The sequence below is a fragment of the Nocardioides eburneus genome, from assembly GCF_040838215.1.
GTDB lineage: Bacteria > Actinomycetota > Actinomycetes > Propionibacteriales > Nocardioidaceae > Nocardioides > Nocardioides eburneus.
The window spans coordinates 103,472-122,570 of record NZ_JBFPJR010000005.1 but is presented as its reverse complement, the minus strand read 5'-3'; the positions used below and the strand labels follow the sequence as shown (position 1 = coordinate 122,570).

At 71.2% G+C, this 19,099-nt stretch carries 18 protein-coding genes; 10 read left to right on the top strand and 8 right to left on the bottom strand.

The genetic code is table 11. The annotated features are described in order from the left end of the window. Positions 1-48 precede the first annotated feature (48 nt). Positions 49-573, bottom strand: coding sequence for a type III secretion system chaperone family protein (locus tag AB3X52_RS04385; protein WP_367991664.1), 525 nt, complete (start codon positions 571-573; stop codon positions 49-51). After that, complete coding sequence (mshA, locus tag AB3X52_RS04380) at positions 570-1,829, bottom strand: D-inositol-3-phosphate glycosyltransferase (RefSeq protein WP_437440533.1); 1,260 nt, start codon at positions 1,827-1,829, stop codon at positions 570-572. Before mshA ends, AB3X52_RS04385 begins: the two co-directional genes overlap by 4 nt. 182 nt (positions 1,830-2,011) lie before the next feature. Here mshA and AB3X52_RS04375 point away from each other — a divergent pair, with 182 nt between their 5' ends. Beyond that, the gene (locus AB3X52_RS04375) at positions 2,012-2,767 is read left to right on the top strand and encodes an SDR family NAD(P)-dependent oxidoreductase (RefSeq protein ID WP_367991662.1); all 756 of its coding nucleotides are present in this window, start codon (positions 2,012-2,014) and stop codon (positions 2,765-2,767) included. Positions 2,768-2,836: 69 nt separating this feature from the next. Continuing rightward, on the top strand, positions 2,837-3,526 hold the full coding sequence (locus AB3X52_RS04370; RefSeq protein ID WP_367991660.1) for an aspartate/glutamate racemase family protein: 690 nt from the start codon (positions 2,837-2,839) through the stop codon (positions 3,524-3,526). 12 nt (positions 3,527-3,538) lie between these two features. Here the strand turns inward: AB3X52_RS04370 and AB3X52_RS04365 are convergent, their stop codons facing one another. Together AB3X52_RS04365 and AB3X52_RS04360 are read right to left on the bottom strand one after the other, a co-directional pair. Further along, a complete protein-coding gene (locus AB3X52_RS04365; RefSeq protein ID WP_367991658.1) occupies positions 3,539-4,843 on the bottom strand; it encodes a protealysin inhibitor emfourin in 1,305 nt (434 codons plus the stop codon). 56 nt (positions 4,844-4,899) lie between these two features. Continuing rightward, entirely contained in the window at positions 4,900-5,370 is a 471-nt protein-coding gene (locus tag AB3X52_RS04360; protein WP_367991656.1) for a PPOX class F420-dependent oxidoreductase, read from the bottom strand. Positions 5,371-5,526: 156 nt separating this feature from the next. On the opposite strand from AB3X52_RS04360, the gene typA reads away from it, so the two are divergent. After that, on the top strand, positions 5,527-7,416 hold the full coding sequence (typA, locus tag AB3X52_RS04355; RefSeq protein ID WP_367991654.1) for a translational GTPase TypA: 1,890 nt from the start codon (positions 5,527-5,529) through the stop codon (positions 7,414-7,416). 179 nt (positions 7,417-7,595) lie between these two features. Here the strand turns inward: typA and AB3X52_RS04350 are convergent, their stop codons facing one another. Continuing rightward, positions 7,596-8,411: a mycofactocin-coupled SDR family oxidoreductase gene (locus tag AB3X52_RS04350; protein WP_367991652.1), complete on the bottom strand. Its 816-nt coding sequence runs from the start codon at positions 8,409-8,411 to the stop codon at positions 7,596-7,598. Positions 8,412-8,821: 410 nt separating this feature from the next. Here AB3X52_RS04350 and AB3X52_RS04345 point away from each other — a divergent pair, with 410 nt between their 5' ends. The 7 genes from AB3X52_RS04345 to AB3X52_RS04315 all read left to right on the top strand — a co-directional run bounded on the left by AB3X52_RS04345 (position 8,822) and on the right by AB3X52_RS04315 (position 16,954). After that, positions 8,822-10,114 (top strand): ABC transporter substrate-binding protein, encoded by a 1,293-nt coding sequence (locus AB3X52_RS04345; protein ID WP_367991650.1) that lies wholly within the window; start codon positions 8,822-8,824, stop codon positions 10,112-10,114. A 121-nt stretch (positions 10,115-10,235) separates the two neighbouring features. After that, complete coding sequence (locus tag AB3X52_RS04340; RefSeq protein WP_367991648.1) at positions 10,236-11,177, top strand: carbohydrate ABC transporter permease; 942 nt, start codon at positions 10,236-10,238, stop codon at positions 11,175-11,177. After that, positions 11,174-12,016, top strand: coding sequence for a carbohydrate ABC transporter permease (locus AB3X52_RS04335; protein ID WP_367991646.1), 843 nt, complete (start codon positions 11,174-11,176; stop codon positions 12,014-12,016). Before AB3X52_RS04340 ends, AB3X52_RS04335 begins: the two co-directional genes overlap by 4 nt. Further along, complete coding sequence (locus tag AB3X52_RS04330) at positions 12,013-13,461, top strand: glycoside hydrolase family 1 protein (RefSeq protein ID WP_367991644.1); 1,449 nt, start codon at positions 12,013-12,015, stop codon at positions 13,459-13,461. Before AB3X52_RS04335 ends, AB3X52_RS04330 begins: the two co-directional genes overlap by 4 nt. Before the next feature lie 11 nt (positions 13,462-13,472). Continuing rightward, the gene (locus AB3X52_RS04325) at positions 13,473-14,525 is read left to right on the top strand and encodes a LacI family DNA-binding transcriptional regulator (protein WP_367991642.1); all 1,053 of its coding nucleotides are present in this window, start codon (positions 13,473-13,475) and stop codon (positions 14,523-14,525) included. A 71-nt stretch (positions 14,526-14,596) separates the two neighbouring features. Further along, positions 14,597-16,171, top strand: coding sequence for a fatty acyl-CoA synthetase (locus AB3X52_RS04320; RefSeq protein WP_367991640.1), 1,575 nt, complete (start codon positions 14,597-14,599; stop codon positions 16,169-16,171). A 30-nt stretch (positions 16,172-16,201) separates the two neighbouring features. Beyond that, positions 16,202-16,954, top strand: a complete 753-nt coding sequence (locus tag AB3X52_RS04315) for an SDR family NAD(P)-dependent oxidoreductase (protein WP_367991638.1) — start codon at positions 16,202-16,204, stop codon at positions 16,952-16,954. A 97-nt stretch (positions 16,955-17,051) separates the two neighbouring features. Here the strand turns inward: AB3X52_RS04315 and AB3X52_RS04310 are convergent, their stop codons facing one another. The 3 genes from AB3X52_RS04310 to AB3X52_RS04300 all read right to left on the bottom strand — a co-directional run bounded on the left by AB3X52_RS04310 (position 17,052) and on the right by AB3X52_RS04300 (position 19,004). After that, positions 17,052-17,645: a COG4315 family predicted lipoprotein gene (locus AB3X52_RS04310; protein WP_367991637.1), complete on the bottom strand. Its 594-nt coding sequence runs from the start codon at positions 17,643-17,645 to the stop codon at positions 17,052-17,054. Positions 17,646-17,754: 109 nt separating this feature from the next. Next, entirely contained in the window at positions 17,755-18,486 is a 732-nt protein-coding gene (locus AB3X52_RS04305) for a zf-HC2 domain-containing protein (RefSeq protein ID WP_367991635.1), read from the bottom strand. Beyond that, positions 18,483-19,004, bottom strand: a complete 522-nt coding sequence (locus AB3X52_RS04300; protein WP_367991634.1) for a sigma-70 family RNA polymerase sigma factor — start codon at positions 19,002-19,004, stop codon at positions 18,483-18,485. Before AB3X52_RS04300 ends, AB3X52_RS04305 begins: the two co-directional genes overlap by 4 nt. Positions 19,005-19,099: the final 95 nt, after the last annotated feature.

The window sequence follows — 19,099 nt, the reverse complement described above, 5'->3', positions numbered from 1 at the left end:
CCCCGCCGCGAGGGCGGCATCAGTGACCCCTCGGCGCGGAACGAGTGACTATTCGGCGGAGGTGTCGTCGCGCTCCAGCCAGCCGCGGAACGCCTCGAGGTTGGCGGTCGACTCGCCGCGCAGCTTGCGCCACTCCCACTCCTTGCGGATGGAGGACGCGAAGCCGAGCTCGAGGAGCGTGTTGAACGACTCGTCGGCGTAGGTCAGGACGGAGCCGAGCAGCCGGTCGAGCTCGTCGGGGGCCACCATGGTGAGCGGCAGTCGGGCGTCGAGGTAGATGTCCCCGAGCCGGTCGACCGCGAACGCGACGGCGTAGAGCCGGAGGTTGCGCTCGAGCAGCCAGCGGTGGACGCCCTCGACGTTCTCGTCGGGACGGCGGCAGACGAACGCGTGGACGCCGAGCGCGTGGCGGCCCACGTCGAGACGGACCGGCGTCTGCAGCTTGCGCTCGCCCGGGAGCGAGAACGAGAAGGTCACCTCCCCGGTCTCGGCGGAGGTCTCCTCCCATTCGATCTCGTTGTCGCGCAGCCAGGCGCGGACCGTCTCCTCCGGCCTCTTAGGCACCGTGGTCATGCCACCTCTTCCCGCATCAGCGTCCTCGCCAGCTCATAGACGGCGAGGGTGTTCTGGGCAGTGGCCTCCCAGGAGAAGTCCTGCGCGTGGACCAGCGCCTGGGCGCCGAGCTGCTCGCGGAGCGCGTCGGACGCGATGACCTGCGTGAGCGCGTCGGCCCAGCGGGCGGGGTCGTGTCCGTCGACGAGGAAGCCGCTGCGACCGTGGTCGACCGCCGTCGTCAGGCCGCCGACCGCGGCCGCCACGACGGGCGTGCCGCAGGCCTGCGCCTCGACGGCGACGAGGCCGAACGACTCGTTGTAGGAGGGCACGGCGACCGCGGAGGCCGCGGCATACCACTGGGCGAGCTCCGCCTGCGACACCGGCGGCACGAAGCGGACGACGTCGTCGATGCCGAGCTCGCGCGCCAGCTCCACCAGCGATGACGGCCGCTCCAACCCGGAGCCGGACGGGCCTCCGACGACCGGCACGACCAGCGACGACCGCAGGCCCGGATCGCGAGCGATCATCACCGCGACCGCGCGAAGCAGCACGTCGGGTGCCTTGAGCGGCTGGATGCGCCCCGCGAAGAGCAGCACGTGGGCGCGCGCGGGCAGGCCGAGCGCTGCGCGTGCCGCCGCGCGCGGCTGGGGGGTGAACACGCTCAGGTCCACCCCGGGGTGAACCACCTCGACGCGACCGGCGTCGGCGTCGTACAGGTTGATGAGCTGCTTGGCCTCGAGGTCGGTGTTGGCGATCAGGACGTCGGCGGCGTCCACGACCTGCTGCTCACCGATGACACGCGCCTCCGGCTCGGGGGCGTCGCCGTCCGCGAGGGCATCGTTCTTGACCTTGGCCATGGTGTGCATCGAGTGCACTAGCGGAACGCCCCACCGGTCGCGGGCGAGCGCGCCGACCTGGCCGGAGAGCCAGTAGTGGGAGTGGACGGCGTCGTAGTAGCCGACCGGATGGGCGGCCTCGGTCCGCAGCACCTCGCGCGCGAAGACGCACAGCTGTCCGGGCAGCTCCGCCTTCGACAGCCCCTCGAACGGCCCGGCGTGCACATGGCGTACGACGACCCCGTCGCAGGCCTCGACCAGCGGGTCGAGGCGCGAGGAGGTCGCGCGCGTGAAGATGTCGACCGCGATGCCCTCCCGGGCGAGGCGCTTCGAGAGCTCCAGCACGTAGACGTTCATGCCACCTGCATCGCCCGTTCCGGGCTGGTCCAACGGCGAGGTGTGGAGGCTGATCATCGCCACCCGCTCGATGGGGCTCACGTCTCTCCTCTCGCCACGCCGTGGGCTGGGATCCAGGCGGCCTCCGGCCTGCTGGTCCGGAGCGTCCAACCACCCAGTTTCCCTGATCATTCCCACTACCCTCGAAACCTCCCCACCAGACGAACGCCGGTCCACGCCGACCCCGACGGCGAAAGTCGACCGACACAGGAGACAATGACGCCATGACCGAGACCCAGAAGACCGCCGTCGTCACCGGAGCCAGCAGCGGGATCGGCGCCGCCACCGCCCGCCGCCTCGCCGATGAGGGCTACCACGTGTTCCTCGCCGCCCGCCGCGCCGACCGGATCGAGGCGCTCGCTGCCGAGATCGGCGGCACCGCCGTGGTCACGGACGTCACGGACGCGGCCTCGGTCGCGGCGCTCGCCGAGAAGGTTGGCCCGGCCCTCGACGTCCTCGTCAACAACGCCGGGGGCGCGTTCGGCTCGACGCCCGTCGCCGAGGCAGACAGCGACGAGTGGAAGCGGATGTATGACGTCAACGTGGTCGGCACGATGCAGGTGACGCGGGCGCTGCTCCCGGCGCTCGTCGCCAGTGGCGCCGGCGCGATCGTCAACGTCGGCTCGACGGCCGGCCGGGTGTCCTACGAGGGCGGCGCGGGTTACAACGCCGCCAAGCACGGCGTGCGGGCGCTGACCGGTGCCCTGCGGCTGGAGCTCTTCGACCAGCCCGTCCGTGTCATGGAGATCGCGCCCGGCATGGTGCACACCGAGGAGTTCTCGCTGGTCCGCTTCGAGGGCGATCAGGCCAAGGCGGACGCGGTGTACGCCGGCGTACCGGACCCGCTGGTCGCCGAGGACATCGCCGACGCGATCGGCTGGATGGTCACCCGCCCGGCGCACGTCAACATCGACGAGCTCGTCATCCGTCCCCGCGCGCAGGCCGCGCAGCACAAGGTCCACCGGGTCGCCACGGACTGAGCCCACGGGCCTGCTGCTGGGCGCCGCGAGGAATCGCCCGACGTCACACGACCATGTTGTACTGCCGATGTGCAGACGATCGGACTCATCGGCGGGATGAGCTGGGAGAGCAGCGCCGCCTACTACGAGGGCCTCAACAAGGGCGTCCAGGAGCGGCTCGGCGGTCTCCACTCGGCCAAGACCGTGCTCGCGTCCGTCGACTTCGCCGAGCTCACGGCGCTGCAGGAGCAGGAGCGCTGGGACGAGGTCGCCGCGATCCTCGCCGAGGCCGCGCAGGGCCTGGAGAAGGCCGGCGCCGACTTCCTCCTGCTGTGCTCGACGACCTTCCACATCGTGTACGACGAGGTGGCGGCCGCGGTCTCCATCCCGGTGCTCCACCTGGCCGACGTCGTGGCCGAGCGCTGCAAGGCGAGCGGCGTCACCAAGGTCGGCTTCCTCGGCACCGCCTTCACCGCGGAGAACGACTTCTTCGCCCAGCGTCTCTCCACGCACGGCATCGACGTCAACCTCCCCGACCCGCTCCACGTCGAGACGATCGACTCGATCGTCTATGAGGAGCTGATCTTCCGGACGGTGCACGCCGAGTCCCGCCGCCGGGTCATCGGCATCATCGACGAACTCTGGGACGCCGGCGCGGACGGCGTCTTCCTCGGGGCGAGTGAGCTTTCGCTCCTCGTGCGCCAGGAGGACGTCGAGGTCCCCGTCCTGGACGTCATCACGGTCCACGTCCAGGCCGCCCTCGACCGCGCACTCGCCTGACCACCGCGGCCCTCAGCGCAGGACGAGGTCCGCGATCCGCTGGAGCTCGGTGGTGAGGTGTTGCTCCGGCAGGCGGCAGGTCGAGCCGCACAGGTCGAAGTCGTAGACATAGCGGTCCGGCTGTGGCGCCTGCTCCTGCGGAAGCGCGGCAACGTCGACCCGGCCCACGAGGTCACGCAGCTCACCGGCCCGGTCGTCGTCGGCGTCGAGGTCGACGGCGCCTTCCACCGTCCGTCCCGTGAAGCCGCCGCTGCGGCGGACGCGCACCTGCGACCCGCTCGTCGACGCGCCAGCGCCCGTGGCCGCTCCGCCCGCGGCCGCTGAGGCGGCCGGCGTGACGCCGACCGTCTCCCACGCCTGGCGCACGGCGTCGGCCTGGTCGCCCGCGGCGGCGACCGTCGCGGCGGCGAAGCCCGCGAAGTCGGTGTCGGGGCCGATGCCGCTGGTCAGCGCGTCGAACCAGATCCGGCCCGCCCCCTCCCAGCTGTGACCTCCGATCGCCAGCGCGGCGAGCGCGAACGCGCGGTTGGGGATCCCGGAGTTGGTGTGGACGCCGCCGTTGTCGTCGGTGGTGTCGACGTAGCCGCTCATGTCGGCGGCCTGCGGGTCCTTGCCGAGCCTCGGGTCGTCGTAGGCCGTGCCGGGGTTCCTCATGTCGCGCAGCGCCCGGCCCTGCACGCCCGGGAGGAAGAGGTCCGCTCCGATCAGCCAGTCGGCCTGGTCCACGGTCTGGCCGAGCAGGCGCTGCTTGAGGCAGGAGCCGAAGACGTCGGAGACCGACTCGTTGAGCGCCCCGGACTGGCCGGAGTAGGTCAGCCCGGCGGTCCGCTCGGTGACCGCATGGGTGAACTCGTGGCCGAGCACGTCGACGGGCTTGGTGAACCGGTCGAAGATCTCACCGTCGCCGTCGCCGAAGACCAGCTGGGTGCCGTCCCAGTAGGCGTTGTCATAGCCCTGCTCGTAGTGCACCGAGAGACTCACCGAGGCACCGGCCCCGTCGTAGGAGTCGCGGCCGTAGACCTCGGAGAACAGCGCCAACGAGCCCGTGATGCCGTCCGCGGCCTCATCGACGGCAGCGTCGCCCGACGCCGCCTGGCCGGCGGACCGCACCACGTCGCCCGGCAGCGTCGCGGAGTTGTGACAGGTGTGGACGACCCAGGCCGCCGCGCCGCGAGCGACGCTCTCCCGGATCGGGTGCGGCCCCGCCGCGCGAGCGGAGCGGAAGTCGTCGTCGTGGTGCAGCTTGTCCGGCTGGAGCCGCTCCATGAGGTAGGGCGGGATGAACTGGCAGCGGTGAAGGGGTGTCCGAGATGTCATGAATCAAGAGAACACCCCGGCACCGACAATTTCACGCGTCGTGCCGGATCGGCGTCTCAGGACGGGACGCGGTCCGGCGGGAAGCCACCGGTGGCGACCGGGCCCCACGACGTCGGCGTGATGCGCAGGAGCGACTTTCCCTGCCGGCGCATCGCGTCGCGATACTCGTCCCAGTCCGGATGCTCGCCGGAGATGCAGCGGAAATACTCCACCAGCCCCTCCAAAGCCTCCTCGGACGGCATGTCGAGCACCTCGGCGGTGCCGTCGACCTGGACCCAGGCGTCGTTCCACTCCTCGGAGAGGACCATGACCGAGGCCGCCGGGTTGCGGCGCAGGTTCACCGCCTTCGCACGGTCGGGATAGGTCGCGATCACGATCCGACCGGCCGCGTCCACGCCGCCCGTGACGGGCGAGAGCTGCGGGCGGCCGTCGGCTCGCGTCGTGGCGAGCACCAGGTGGTGCCGCGTCCGGACGAAGTCGAGGAGCTCCTCACGGGAGACACGGGTGTTCGTGGCGATGGACGGCATGCTCGCAGGTTAGGCCCGCACTCCCAGCTGGGGCGAGCGGCCCGATCGACGCCTCGTACGCCGGCGTACGCCTGCTCCTCGCGATGCGGGCCGATCGACCGCACGCCGATAGGATCGCCATGTTTCCCTCCCCTCGAGAATCCGGGTCGCCCACGCATGTCCGAAACCCAGTCCGCGAACCTCCGCAACGTCGCCATCGTCGCGCACGTCGACCACGGCAAGACCACGCTGGTCGACGCCATGCTCAAGCAGGCCGGTGCCTTCAGCGAGCACGACATGGAGTCGGTGGCCGACCGCGTCATGGACTCGGGTGACCTCGAGCGCGAGAAGGGCATCACGATCCTCGCGAAGAACACCGCGGTGCACTACACCGGCCCCTCGGCGCCGCAGGGCATGACGATCAACATCATCGACACCCCCGGCCACGCCGACTTCGGCGGCGAGGTCGAGCGCGGGCTGTCGATGGTCGACGGCATCGTGCTGCTCGTCGACGCCTCGGAGGGCCCGCTCCCCCAGACCCGGTTCGTGCTGCGCAAGGCGCTCAACGCCGACATGCCGGTCGTGCTGGTGGTCAACAAGGTCGACCGCCCCGACGCGCGCATCGACGAGGTCGTGGACGAGACCTACGAGCTCTTCATGGACCTGCTCGACGACTCCCACAGCCAGGACGCGCTCGACTTCCCGATCGTCTATGCCTCGGGCAAGGCGGGCGTCGCGTCGACCGAGAAGCCCGGCAACGGCGAGCTCCCCGACTCCAAGGACCTCGAGCCGCTCTTCAAGACGATCCTCGACACCATCCCGGCGCCGCAGTACGTCGAGGGCGCGCCGCTCCAGGCCCACGTCACCAACCTCGACGCCTCGCCGTTCCTCGGCCGGCTCGCGCTGCTCCGCATCCACCAGGGCAACCTGAAGAAGGGCCAGACCGTGGCCTGGATGCGCCGCGACGGCGAGGTGAAGAACGTTCGGATCACCGAGCTCCTCATCACCGAGGGCCTCGAGCGGAAGCCGGGCGAGCACGCCGGGCCCGGCGACATCGTCGCGGTGGCGGGCATCCCCGACATCACGATCGGCGAGACCCTCGCCGACCCGGAGAACCCGGTCGCGCTCCCCCTGATCCACGTCGACGAGCCGGCCATCTCGATGACCATCGGCACCAACACCTCCCCGTTGGTCGGCAAGGTGAAGGGCGCGAAGGTCACCGCGCGGCTGGTCAAGGACCGCCTCGACCAGGAGCTGATCGGCAACGTCTCGCTCAAGGTCCTCCCCACCGAGCGTCCCGACGCCTGGGAGGTCCAGGGCCGCGGCGAGCTGGCGCTGGCCATCCTGGTCGAGCAGATGCGCCGCGAGGGCTACGAGCTGACGGTCGGCAAGCCGCAGGTCGTCACCAAGGAGGTCGACGGCAAGGTCCACGAGCCGTTCGAGCGCCTCACCATCGACGCCCCCGAGGAATATCTCGGCTCCATCACCGAGCTGCTCGCCGCCCGCAAGGGCCGGATGGAGGGCATGACCAACCACGGCACCGGCTGGGTGCGCATGGAGTTCATCGTCCCCGCCCGCGGCCTGATCGGCTTCCGCACCGAGTTCCTCACCGAGACCCGCGGCACCGGCATCGCCCACCACATCTCGGAGGGCTACGACCGCTGGGCCGGCGAGATCCGCTCGCGCAACAACGGCTCGCTGGTCGCCGACCGCGCGGGCGCGGCGACGGCGTACGCCATGACCTCGCTGCAGGAGCGCGGCGTCCTCTTCGTGGAGCCCACCACGGAGGTCTACGAGGGCATGATCGTCGGGGAGAACTCCCGCGCCGACGACATGGACGTCAACATCACGCGCGAGAAGCAGCAGACCAACATCCGCTCCGCGACGTCGGACAACTTCGAGAAGCTGGTCCCGCCGAAGAAGCTCTCGCTCGAGCAGTGCCTGGAGTTCTGCCGCGAGGACGAGTGCGTCGAGGTCACTCCCGACATGGTCCGCATCCGCAAGGTCATCCTCGACCAGAACGAGCGCGCGAAGATCGCCGCTCGTCAGCGCAAGGCCAACAAGTGAGGCCCTGAGCAGCAGGCGTACGACGGCCGCCGACCCACCCGGGTCGGCGGCCGTTGTCTCTCAGGCGGGGTACGTCCGACCACGCGGGATAGTCCGGGACGTTCAAGTCGGTTACTGACGAGTAGACCGACCGGAACGTCCCGGACTACCCCGACCGACCGACTGCTCCCGACCAACCGTCAGAAGTGCTGCATACCCCCGTCGATGCTGATCTGCTCGGCGGTGATGAAGGCCGCCTCGTCGCTCGCGAGGAAGGCGACGACGTGGGCGATCTCGTCGGCCTCGGCGGCATAGCGCGGGAGGAAGACGCCACCCATCGCCTGCAGCTGGGGCGTGGTCTCGGCGGCGTGCTCCATCGCGCTCTGCATGTCGCCCGAGCCCATCGGCGTGTTCACCGCGCCGGGGTGGACACTGTTGACCCGGATGTTGTGCGGACCGAGCTCGGCCGCGAACGCGCGTGTCATCCCCACCAGCGCGTGCTTGCTGGTCGTGTAGTGCACCATCCACGGCTGGACCTTGCGGCCGGCGTACGAACTGGTGATGGTGATCGAGCCGCCGCCGCGCGCGATCAGGTGCGGAGCGGTCGCCATCACGGTGTTCCAGGCGCCGGTGACGTTGATGTCGATCGTGTCCTTGAACGTCGCGGCGTTGATCTCGTCCCACCGCTGCGGGATGCAGATCCCGGCGTTCGCCACGACGACGTCGAGGCCGCCGAGCTCGTCGACGCCTCGCTGCGCGAGCGCGCGCAGCGCCTCGGGGTCGCGGACGTCGCCCTGCTCGAGCAGCGCACGGCGCCCGACGGTCTCGACGGCATGGAGGGTGTCCTCGAGGTCGGACGGGCTGGGTGAGTCATAGGGGACGCCGGGCAAGGGTCCGGCGAGGTCGATCCCGACGATGTCGGCCCCCTCGCGGGCGAGCCTGACGGCGTGGGCGCGGCCCTGGCCGCGGGCGACCCCGGTGATGAAGGCGACCTTGCCCTCGAGACGTCCGGTCACGGTGAGCTCCTCTCAGCACGGATGCGGCGTACGCCGGCGGCCGGCCCCGGGGCGGGTCCGCCGACAAGGCGCACCCTGCTCCGTCGTACGCCTGACGCGCAATGCGGCGCGCCCGGGTCGCCCGGGTCGCCCGACGCGCCCGGCGTGCGCGGCCGCGAACTCTGGCGCCTCGAGCGACCGCCTCGGCCGCCTCGGACGACCACTTCTGCCGACTCGGTCGTCCATTTCACGCAACTCGACGCCGATTTGTGAGAGCGCTCCCACGCGGTCAGTCACAAATCCCCCGCGAGCGTTGACAGCACCTGTGACGGCCGTCATAGTTGCGGACCAGGCGAGAGTGGAAGCGCTCTCACACCGCCGGGGCGACCCGGGATCATCACCACGAAGTGCACACACAGGAGCGTCCCACGGTGCGAAAGAACCTCTCTTGGCGCAAGGGCCTTGCCCTCGGCGCCGTCGCGACCCTCGTCGTCGGCGTCACCGCCGCGTGCGGGAGCAGCGGCGGCAGCGACACGGCGCAGAAGTCTCTCGGGAAGAACGACACGCTGACCATCACGACCTTCGGCGACTTCGGCTACGGCGATCTGATCAAGAAGTGGAACGCCGACCCGGATCGACCGTTCAAGGTCCACGAGACCCAGATCGCGGAGTGGGACACGTGGAAGCAGACCCTCACCTCCGACCTGCAGGCCGGCACGGGGCTGACCGACATCGTCGCCATCGAGGGTGACGCCATGCCGCAGTTCCTCGCCGACGGCGCGTCCGACCAGTTCGTCGACCTCTCCGACTCCTCGCTCGACAACCGCTGGGTCGACTACAAGGCCAAGGCCGGCCAAACCACCGACGGCAAGCAGATCGGCTATCCGACCGACGCGGGCCCCGAGGCGGTCTGCTACCGCGCCGACCTGTTCAAGAAGGCCGGCCTCCCGACCGACCGCGCCCAGGTCGCGAAGCTCTTCGACACCTGGGACGACTACTTCAAGACGGGCCAGGAGTTCGTCAAGAAGGTCCCCGGGACGAAGTGGTACGACTCGAGCGGCTCGATCGCCCAGGCGATGCTCAACCAGGCGAAGTACCCCTTCCAGACCAAGGACCAGAAGGTCGACGTCGACAACCCGGACCTGAAGCAGGTCTACGACACCGTCGCGAAGTACGCCGACACGCTCTCGACCAAGGCCGTCCAGTGGAGCGACGACTGGCAGGCCAACTTCACCGACAACGGCTTCGCGACCATGCCGTGCCCGGGCTGGATGTTCGCCAACATCAAGTCCTCCGCGCCGAAGGTCAAGGGCTGGGACATCGCCGACGCCTTCCCGGGCGGCGGTGGCAACTGGGGCGGCTCGTTCCTCGCCGTACCCACGCAGTCCAAGCACCAGGACGAGGCCAAGCAGTTCGCCAACTGGCTGACCGACCAGGCCCAGGAGGTCGGCGCGTTCGAGAAGGCGGGCGCCTACCCGGCCAACATCGCTGCGGAGGAGCAGCTGAGCAAGTCGGCCAAGCCCGACCCCTACTTCAACAACGCCCCGACGGCGCAGATCCTCGCCAACCGTGCCAAGGCCGTGGAGCCGGACCTGCCGTTCAAGGGTGACAAGTACTCCGACATCCTCGGGCTCTTCCAGACCGCGATCCAGCGCGTCGACGAGGGCAAGTCGCCGGAGTCGTCCTGGAAGACGTTCGTCCAAGCCGTCAGCCAGCTCTCCTGACGGCTGAACCTGCTCCATGAGTGACCACGCACCAGCCACCCTCGGGGGCACCGGCCGGACCTCGACCTCCAGGTCCGGCCAGGCGCCCCCGGCGGGGGTGCCCTCCCCCGATCACCGGGACATGAGGCGTACGCCGGCACGGCTGACCCTGCGTCAGCGGCTGTCCCGCTGGGACATGAAGGTGTCGCCGTACCTCTACGTCCTGCCGTTCTTCCTCGTCTTCCTCGTCATCGGGCTCTACCCGATGGTCTACACGGGCTATCTCTCGTTCTTCTCCTGGCCGCGCTTCGGCGCCGGTCACGGCCCCTGGGTCGGCTGGGAGAACTACAGCCACGTCCTGAAGGACCCCGTCTTCCACAAGGCGTTCTGGAACACCATCGGGATCTTCCTGCTCTCCTCGGTGCCCCAGGTGATCGTCGCGACCGTCGTCGCCGCCCTGCTCGACACCAACCTGCGCGGCCGCACCTGGTGGCGGATGAGCGTGCTGCTGCCGTTCGTCGTCGCGCCTGCGGCCGCGGCGCTGATCTTCGGCGCCCTGTTCGCCGACAAGTCGGGGCTGGTCAACGACGTCCTGAGCGGGATCGGGCTTCCCACGGTGCAGTGGCACGCCAACCGCCCCGCGAGCTGGCTGGCGATCGCGACGATGGTCAACTGGCGCTGGACGGGCTACAACGCGCTGATCATCCTGGCCGCGATGCAGGCGATCCCGCGCGACCTCTACGAGGCCGCGTCCATCGACGGCGCCAGCCGGGTGAAGCAGTTCCTCTTCGTCACGCTGCCCTCGATCCGCCCGACGATGATCTTCGTCATCATCACCTCGACGATCGGCGGGCTGCAGATCTTCACCGAGCCGCGCCTCTTCGACACCAACCTGCAGCACCAGGGCGGCTCGAGCTACGAGTACCAGACCCTCACGATGTACGTCTTCAACACCGCGAACAGCAGCACCAACCCCTACCCGCGGGCCGCGGCCGCCGCCTGGATCCTCTTCCTCATCATCGTGGCCTTCGCGCTGGTCAACTTCGCCATCACCCGCGCCGTCCAGAAGCGGAGCCACGCATGACACGCACGAGTCGGACCGGACCCGGATTCCTCGTCTACGGCCTGCTCGCCGCGTTCTTCGTCGGCTCGGCCTTCCCGCTCTACTGGTCGTTCGTGATCGGCTCGGTCACCAGGCAGCGCGCCGGGGAGAACCCGCCGCCGCTGACCCCGGGCGGCCACTTCTTCGAGAACGCCGCCCGGGTCTTCGACCGGATCGACTTCTGGTCCGCGCTCGCCAACTCCGTGATCGTCTCCGGCGTCTCGGCCTTCTCGGTCGTGCTCTTCTCGACGCTGGCCGGCTACTCGTTCGCCAAGCTGCGGTTCCGCGGCGCGAACGCCGCCATGGTCTTCGTCATCCTCACGATGGCGGTGCCGACGCAGCTGGCCCTGATCCCGCTGCTCAAGGAGTTCAGCAACCTCGGCCTCACCGGCACCCACGCGGCGGTGATCCTGCCGTGGCTGGTGACCGCGTTCGGCGTCTTCTTCATGCGGCAGTATCTCGTCGACGCGATCCCCGACGAGCTGATCGACGCCGCCCGCGTCGACGGCTGCTCGATGATCCGCACGTTCTGGACCGTCGCCGTCCCGGCCGCGCGGCCCGCGATGGCGATCCTCGGACTCTTCACGTTCATGCAGGTCTGGACCGACTTCATGTGGCCGCTGCTGGTCCTGCAGGGCTCCGACGTCCAGACGCTGCAGACCGCGCTCGACCAGCTCAAGATCGCGCCCGGCCAGGGCCTCAGCGACATGGCGCTCCTCCAGGCCGGCACGATCCTGGCCACGGTGCCGCTCCTCCTCCTGTTCATCGCGACCGGTCGCCAACTCGTGGCCGGCATCATGCAAGGAGCCGTCAAGGGATGACATCCCCCGCAACCTCCCCCCTCACCTTCCCCGCCGACTTCGTCTGGGGCGCCGCCACCGCGGCCTACCAGATCGAGGGCGCCGTGGACGAGGACGGCCGCACCCCGTCGATCTGGGACACCTTCGCCCGGGTCCCGGGCGCCGTCATCGACGGTGACACCGGCGACGTGGCGTGCGACCACTACCACCGGGTCCCCGAGGACGTCGCGCTCATGAAGCGGCTCCACCTGGCGTCGTACCGCTTCTCGACCGCGTGGCCACGCGTCCGGCCCGACGCCGGCGCGGTCAACCAGAAGGGGCTCGACTTCTACAGCCGGCTCGTCGACGAGCTCCTCGAGGCCGGCATCGCGCCGTGGGTGACGCTCTATCACTGGGACCTGCCGCAGGCGCTCGAGGACCAGGGCGGCTGGACCAACCGCGACACCGCCTACCGCTTCGTCGACTACGCCACCGCGATGTACGACGCCCTCGGTGACCGGGTCGCCACCTGGACCACCCTCAACGAGCCGTGGTGCTCGGCGTTCCTCGGCTACACCGGCGGCCAGCACGCCCCCGGTCGGCAGGAAGGCGTGGCCGGGCTCGTCGCCGCCCACCACCTCCTGCTGGCGCACGGCATGGCCACCGACGAACTGCGCCGGCGCGGCGCCACCCCCGAGGCCGGGAAGCAGGTCGGCATCACCCTCAACCTGACCGTGGCCGACCCGTTCGACCCCACCGAGCCGGCCGACCTCGACGCCGCCCGCCGCCTCGACGGGTTCTTCAACCGGGTCTTCCTCGAGCCGCTCTTCCGTGGCCGGTACGCCGAGGACCTGGCCGCCGACACCGACGGCCTGACCTTCCAGGGCCGGCCGTGGCAGGACTGGGTCCTCGACGGCGACCTCGACGTCATCCACCAGCCGCTCGACGCGCTGGGCGTGAACTACTACCACGGCGACGGCGCCTCGGGGCTCCCGCACGACGACGACCCGGCCCGGCTGCTCGGCAGCGCGGTCCGCCACCCGGAGCGGCCCACCAGCTCGCCGTACCCCGGCGGTGGGCTCTCCTTCCCGCGCCGCGGCCTGCCGACCACCGGGATGGACTGGGAGATCCAGCCGGAGGGCCTCACGCGTCTGCTGGTCCGGTTGCGCGACGATTACGCCGTGCCCCCCGTCTACATCACCGAGAACGGCGCCGCCTACGAGGACGTCCTCACCGGCGGCGCGGTCCACGACCCGGAGCGGCGCGACTACCTCGCGCAGCATCTGCGCGCCGTCCACGACGCGCTCGAGGCGGGGGTCGACGTCCGCGGCTACTTCGCCTGGTCGCTGCTCGACAACTTCGAGTGGGCCTACGGCTACGGCCAGCGGTTCGGCATCGTCCACGTCGACTACGACACCCAGGTGCGCACGCCGAAGGACAGCGCGCTCTGGTATGCCGAGGTCGCCGCCACCAACCGGCTCGCCTGAGCGGGACGCCGATGGTCGACGACACCGACGCCCACCCCGAGCCCCCGTCGGCGGGGACGGGCGGCTCGCCCACACTCGAGGAGGTCGCGCGGCTGGCCGGCGTCAGCCGGGCGACGGCCTCCCGCGCCATCAACGGCGGCTCGCGGGTGAGCGCCCGTGCCCAGCAGGCGGTCGACGACGCCGTACGCCGGCTCGGCTACACCCCCAACCCGGCCGCGCGGTCGCTCGTGACCCGGCGTACGGACTCCGTCGCGCTGGTCGTCCCCGAGCCGGACGAGCGGGTCTTCTCCGACCCGTTCTTCGCGCGGACGCTCCATGTCGTCACGAGCGTCCTCTCGGCCCGCGACCTCCAGGTCGTGCTGCTGATCGCGCAGCCCGGCGACGAGGAGCACCGGATGCTGCGCTACCTGCGCGGGCGCCACATCGACGGGGCGATCGTGGTCTCCCACCACCGCAGCGACAGTCTCTCCGACCACCTCGCCGCGCTGGGTCTCCCGTGCACGTTCATCGGGCGACCGTGGACGAGCACAGATCGGGTCTCCTACGTCGACACCGACAACAGGGCGGGTGGTCGCGAGGCCACCCGCCTCCTCCTCGACCGCGGCTGCCGCCGGATCGGCACGGTCGCCGGTCCCGCCGACATGACCGCCGGACGCGACCGCCTGGAGGGATGGCGCGAGGCGCTCGGTGACGCCGGCCTGCCCACCGACGCCGTCGTCCACGGCGACTTCACCGAGCTGGGCGGCGCCGACGCCTGCGCCGCGCTCCTGGACGCCCATCCCGACCTCGATGGGATCGTCGTCGCCTCCGACCTGATGGCGTCGGGCGCCCTGCGCGTCCTCTCCGCGCAGGGCCGGCGGGTCCCGACCGACCTCGCCGTCACCGGGTACGACGACCTCGGCATCGCCGAGCACACCGACCCGCCGCTCACGACCCTGCGCAACCCCATCGGGGAGATGGCCGAGGAGGCCGCCCGGCTGCTCCTCGAGCAGCTCGACGGCGGGCTCACCCTGCCGCGGCGGGTCATCTTCTCCCCCACCCTCGTGCGGCGCGCGTCGGCCTGAGCGGTCGCGCTGCGCCGGACACGAGACACCCCTAGCATGTGACCCGGCCCACACCTGCCGAAGGAGCGCGCATGCCCGACGTCGAGACCGATCTCCAGATCGCCCGCCAGCACAGCCTCGGCGACCTGCCGCGCCGGACCGCGCAGCGCCTCCCCGACAAGCCGGCCATCATCGACGGCGACACCCGGCTGACCTTCGCCGAGCTCGAGGTCACGGTCGACCGTACGGCGGCCGCGATCGCGGCGGCCGGGCTCGCGAAGGGCGACCGGCTGGCGCTGCTGTGCCACAACTGCTGGCAGTTCGCCGTGCTCGACTTCGCGGCCGCCCGGGTGGGGGTCGTCCTCGTGCCGATCAACTTCATGCTCGGCGCCGACGAGATCGCCTTCATCCTGGCGCAGTCCGGCGCCACCGCCTTCGTCGTCGAGGACACGCTCGTGCCCACGGCCGAGAAGGCGCTGGCGGAGTCGGGCTCGCGGGTGGCGACGCGGGTCGTCGTACCCCTGCACGGCGAGGTGCCGTCCGGCTGGACCGACGTCGCCACCTGGACGGCGTACGACGGCGTCGCGCCGCTCGTCCCCGTCGCCGACGACGACCCGATCCGGATGATGTTCACCTCCGGCACCGAGTCACGGCCGAAGGGCGCGCTGCTGACCAGCCGGGCGCTGATGTGGCAGTACGTCTCCTGCCTCGTCGACGGCGAGATGAGCGCCGACGACGTCGAGCTCCACACCCTGCCGCTCTACCACTGCGCGCAGCTCGACTGCTTCCTCGGCGTCGACGTCTACCTCGGCGCGACCTCGATCATCCTGCCGTCGCCGGAGCCCTCGGCCGTGCTGCGCGCGATCGAGGAGCACGGCGTGACGAAGTTCTTCGCGCCGCCGACGGTGTGGATCGGGCTGCTCCGCTCCCCCGACTTCGACACCCGCGACCTCTCCAGCCTGCGGAAGGGCTACTACGGCGCCTCGCCGATGCCGGTCGCGATCCTGCGGGAGATGACCGAGCGGCTCCCCGGCGTACGCCTGTGGAACTTCTACGGCCAGACTGAGATGGCGCCACTCGCCACCATCCTCGGCCCGGACCAGCAGCTCTCCCACGCCGGCTCGGCGGGGCGCGCGGCGCTCAACGTCGAGACCCGGATCGTCGACGACCACGACCGGCCGGTGGCGCCCGGCACGATCGGCGAGATCGTCCACCGCTCGCCGCACGCGACGCTCGGCTACTACGAGCAGCCCGACAATACCGCGGAGGCCTTCCGCGGCGGGTGGTTCCACTCCGGCGACCTCGGCTACCTCACCGAGGAGGGCCATCTCTACGTCGTCGACCGCTTGAAGGACATGATCAAGACCGGCGGGGAGAACGTCGCCACCCGCGAGGTCGAGGAGGCGATCTATACCCTCGACGGCGTCGCCGAGGTCGCCGTCTTCGCGGTCCCGCACCCGCGCTGGGTCGAGGCGGTGGCCGCCGTCGTCGTCCCCAAGGCCGGCGCCACGCTGACCGCCGAGCAGGTCATCGACCACACCCGCGCGTGCCTTGCCGGCTTCAAGACGCCCAAGTACGTCGTCGTGGCCGACGCCCTGCCGAAGAACCCCTCCGGGAAGATCCTCAAGCGTCAACTCCGCGACGAGCACGCCCACGTGGCCGACTGACCGCGGCCAGGACAGGGTTGACTCTCTGGCATGGACGTAGGACTCGACGGACAGGTCGCCCTCGTGACCGGCGGCAGCAGGGGCATCGGCAAGGCGTGCGCGAGGGCGCTGCTCGCGGAGGGCGCGTCGGTCGCGCTGCTGGCCCGCGACGCTGAGGCGCTCGCGGCGGCCGCGGCGGAGCTCGGCGGCGACGTCCTGACCGTGGTGGCGGACACGACCGACGCGGCCCAAGTGGATGCGGCCGTCGCGGAGGTCGTCGCGAGGTTCGGCCGGCTCGACGTGGTCGTCAACGCGGCGGCCCAGCCGGCGTCGAACTCCACGAAGGGCACCGGCGTCGCCGGGACGGACGAGGCCGAGGTCATCGAGCAGGTCGACACGAAGGCGTTGGGCTACCTGCGGGTGGCGCGGGCCGCCGTCCCCCACCTGCGGGCCGCCGGCGGCGGGCGCATCGTCAACATCTCCGGCATGAACGCGCGCGCGACCGGCTCGATCATGGGCTCGGTCCGCAACATCGCGGTCGTCGCGATCGCGAAGAACCTCGCCGACGAGCTCGGCCGGGACAACATCGCCGTGACCGTCGTCCACCCCGGCCTCACCCGGACCGACTCCCGCGAGTTCACCCCGGCGATGCAGGCCGGTTCGGAGGCCAACGCCCTCGGCCGCACCGTGGACGCGAGCGAGATCGGCGACATCGTGACGTTCCTGGCCTCTCCGCGCGCCGTCGCGCTCAACGGCGCCGTCCTCACCGCCGACGGCGGCCGGGTCGGATCCATCTGGACCTGAGGGCCGGGGCCGCTCGGGGCGGCTCAGCCGTCAGCTCGGGCCGGCACCGCCGTCAGCTCGGCTCAGCCGTCAGCTCGGCTCAGCCGTCGGCATCGGCTCAGTAGGCGTAGCCGCCGCCTCCCGAGTCGGCCGGCGCCGGGCTCCCCGACGCCTTCGGCGCCGCGGTGATCTTCGCGCCGTCGGGCGCGACGACCCACCACACGTCGTCGAGCGCCTGGCCGGTCAGCTGACCGGCCTGCGTGTCGCCGACGTAGTAATAGAGCGGCCAGCCGTCGAGGGTGAGCTGCGGCTTCCCGTCGACGCCGGTGATGCTGCCGAGGGTGCCGGTCACGCCGGTCCCCTTCGGCGTCCCGCTGCCGGCGGGGACTGCGGGCCACGAGGTCGCACACCCGCCCGTGCACGCGCTCGAGGAGGCGCCCTTCGTGTCCTGGTCATAGACGTAGACCGTCCGCCCCGCGCCGTCCACGACGATCGTGCCCAGCGGCGTGGAGGCGGTCTTCACGACGGTGCCCTGGGTGGTCCCGGAGCCGCCGGATGAGCCGGCGGAACTGCTGTCCGAGCTGCCGGTCGAGCTGCCGGTCGAGCTGCTGTCCGACGCAGCGGACCCGCCGCCCGAGGAGCCACAGCCGGCGGCGAGGAGCCCGACGACGGCCAGGCCGGCGAGCGCGGGCGAGAGGTTGGTCAGGTTCATGGCTGCTCCTCGGCGAGACGTGCTGACCCCAGGGACACGAGGCGCAGCGTGCGGAGGTTCAGCGGGTGGCCGGTCACCCCGCCGATCAGCCTGCCGACCGGCCCGCCGATCACCCGGACCGGCCACCCGGGCGCCCGGTCATCAGGACCGCGCCCGCGTCGTCCCGCAGCTGGACCTGCCGGATGTCGGCGACCGCCAGGTCGGTCGAGCCGCTCGTCCGCGCGGTCTGCCCGGGGCTGGCGTGCCAGCGTGAGACCAGCGATGGGCGGCCGTCCGGGTCGACGACATAGAGCGCATAGGTGTGGACGGCGTCGTACGGCTCCCGGGCATACCAGCACGTCATGTCGACCTTGGTCCCCCACGAGGTCGGCACGAGCGCGACGTCGGCGGTCAGCGGGATCTCCCGCGCCGGCCGGAGGGCGACCTGGACGGCGGTGGGGTTCGGCTCGTCGGGCCCCGCCAGCGACAGGGGTACGACGACGGCGGCCGCCACCGCGGCAGCGGCTGCGACCCCGAGACCTGCGCGGGTCGACGTACGCCGCCAGAAGGCTGGCCTCGCCGTCTGCTCCCGCGCCGCGGCCTCCAGCAACCGGCGCTCGAGCCCGGGCGGCGGCGGGCCGGCCGTCACCTCGGGCGTGGCGAGCAGCGCCTCCGCCTCCTCGGCGTCGACGCGTGCGAGCAGGCCCGGCAGCGGGGCGAGGTCGCCGACCTCCGCCTGGCAGCGCGGGCAGCGGGCGAGATGGCGCTCGAACTCGGCGCGCTCGGCCGGCGAGAGCGCACCGACGACGTAGGCGCCGTCCCAGTCGGCGTACGCCTCGTGCTCGGTCTCGTGGTCGGTCATCTCGTCACCCCCCTCTCCTGCAGGGCGAGCCGGAGCGCGCGCAGCCCGTAGTGGAGCCGCGACTTCACCGTGCCGGCCGGGATCCCCAGCTCCTCGGCGATCTCGGCGACGGTGAGCCGACCGTAGTAGGCACGGACGACGACAGCCAGGTGCTCCCGCGAGAGCGAGCGCAGCGCATCGCTGACCAGCATCGTCTCGAAGAGCGCGTCGACGCGGTCGGGCAGCGATGGGTCCGGCAGCGCGTCGAGGGTCAGGTCGGCGGCCGCCTCGTGCCGGGACCGGGCGCTGCGCGCCTCGTCGACGACGAGGTTGTGGGCGACCGTGAACAGCCAGGCGCGGGCGGACCCTCGCTCGCCGTCCGCGATCGCGCCGCGCCAGGCGCGGAGCATCGTCTCCTGCACGACGTCCTCGGCGCGCGCCCGGTCGCCGGTCAGCCGGACGACATAGCTCCACAGCGCTGCGGCATGGTCGCGGTGCAGCTCGCGGAGCAGGTCCGGGTCGCCGACGGGCCGCGCCATCTCATCACCTCCGCCCCTGACACGGGACAGACGGCCCGAACGTTCACTCGGGCGCACACCCCCACTGAACCACGCGGCGCGCCGTTCCGTGTCGA

Coding starts and splice junctions, on each gene's coding strand:
- AB3X52_RS04305 (WP_367991635.1), bottom strand. CDS start 18,486: ATGACCGACCACGAGACCGAGCACGAGGCGTACGCCGACTGGGACGGC.
- AB3X52_RS04340 (WP_367991648.1), top strand. CDS start 10,236: ATGAGGCGTACGCCGGCACGGCTGACCCTGCGTCAGCGGCTGTCCCGC.
- AB3X52_RS04320 (WP_367991640.1), top strand. CDS start 14,597: ATGCCCGACGTCGAGACCGATCTCCAGATCGCCCGCCAGCACAGCCTC.
- AB3X52_RS04325 (WP_367991642.1), top strand. CDS start 13,473: ATGGTCGACGACACCGACGCCCACCCCGAGCCCCCGTCGGCGGGGACG.
- AB3X52_RS04335 (WP_367991646.1), top strand. CDS start 11,174: ATGACACGCACGAGTCGGACCGGACCCGGATTCCTCGTCTACGGCCTG.
- AB3X52_RS04315 (WP_367991638.1), top strand. CDS start 16,202: ATGGACGTAGGACTCGACGGACAGGTCGCCCTCGTGACCGGCGGCAGC.
- AB3X52_RS04365 (WP_367991658.1), bottom strand. CDS start 4,843: ATGACATCTCGGACACCCCTTCACCGCTGCCAGTTCATCCCGCCCTAC.
- AB3X52_RS04300 (WP_367991634.1), bottom strand. CDS start 19,004: ATGGCGCGGCCCGTCGGCGACCCGGACCTGCTCCGCGAGCTGCACCGC.
- AB3X52_RS04360 (WP_367991656.1), bottom strand. CDS start 5,370: ATGCCGTCCATCGCCACGAACACCCGTGTCTCCCGTGAGGAGCTCCTC.
- AB3X52_RS04375 (WP_367991662.1), top strand. CDS start 2,012: ATGACCGAGACCCAGAAGACCGCCGTCGTCACCGGAGCCAGCAGCGGG.
- typA (WP_367991654.1), top strand. CDS start 5,527: ATGTCCGAAACCCAGTCCGCGAACCTCCGCAACGTCGCCATCGTCGCG.
- AB3X52_RS04310 (WP_367991637.1), bottom strand. CDS start 17,645: ATGAACCTGACCAACCTCTCGCCCGCGCTCGCCGGCCTGGCCGTCGTC.
- AB3X52_RS04385 (WP_367991664.1), bottom strand. CDS start 573: ATGACCACGGTGCCTAAGAGGCCGGAGGAGACGGTCCGCGCCTGGCTG.
- AB3X52_RS04330 (WP_367991644.1), top strand. CDS start 12,013: ATGACATCCCCCGCAACCTCCCCCCTCACCTTCCCCGCCGACTTCGTC.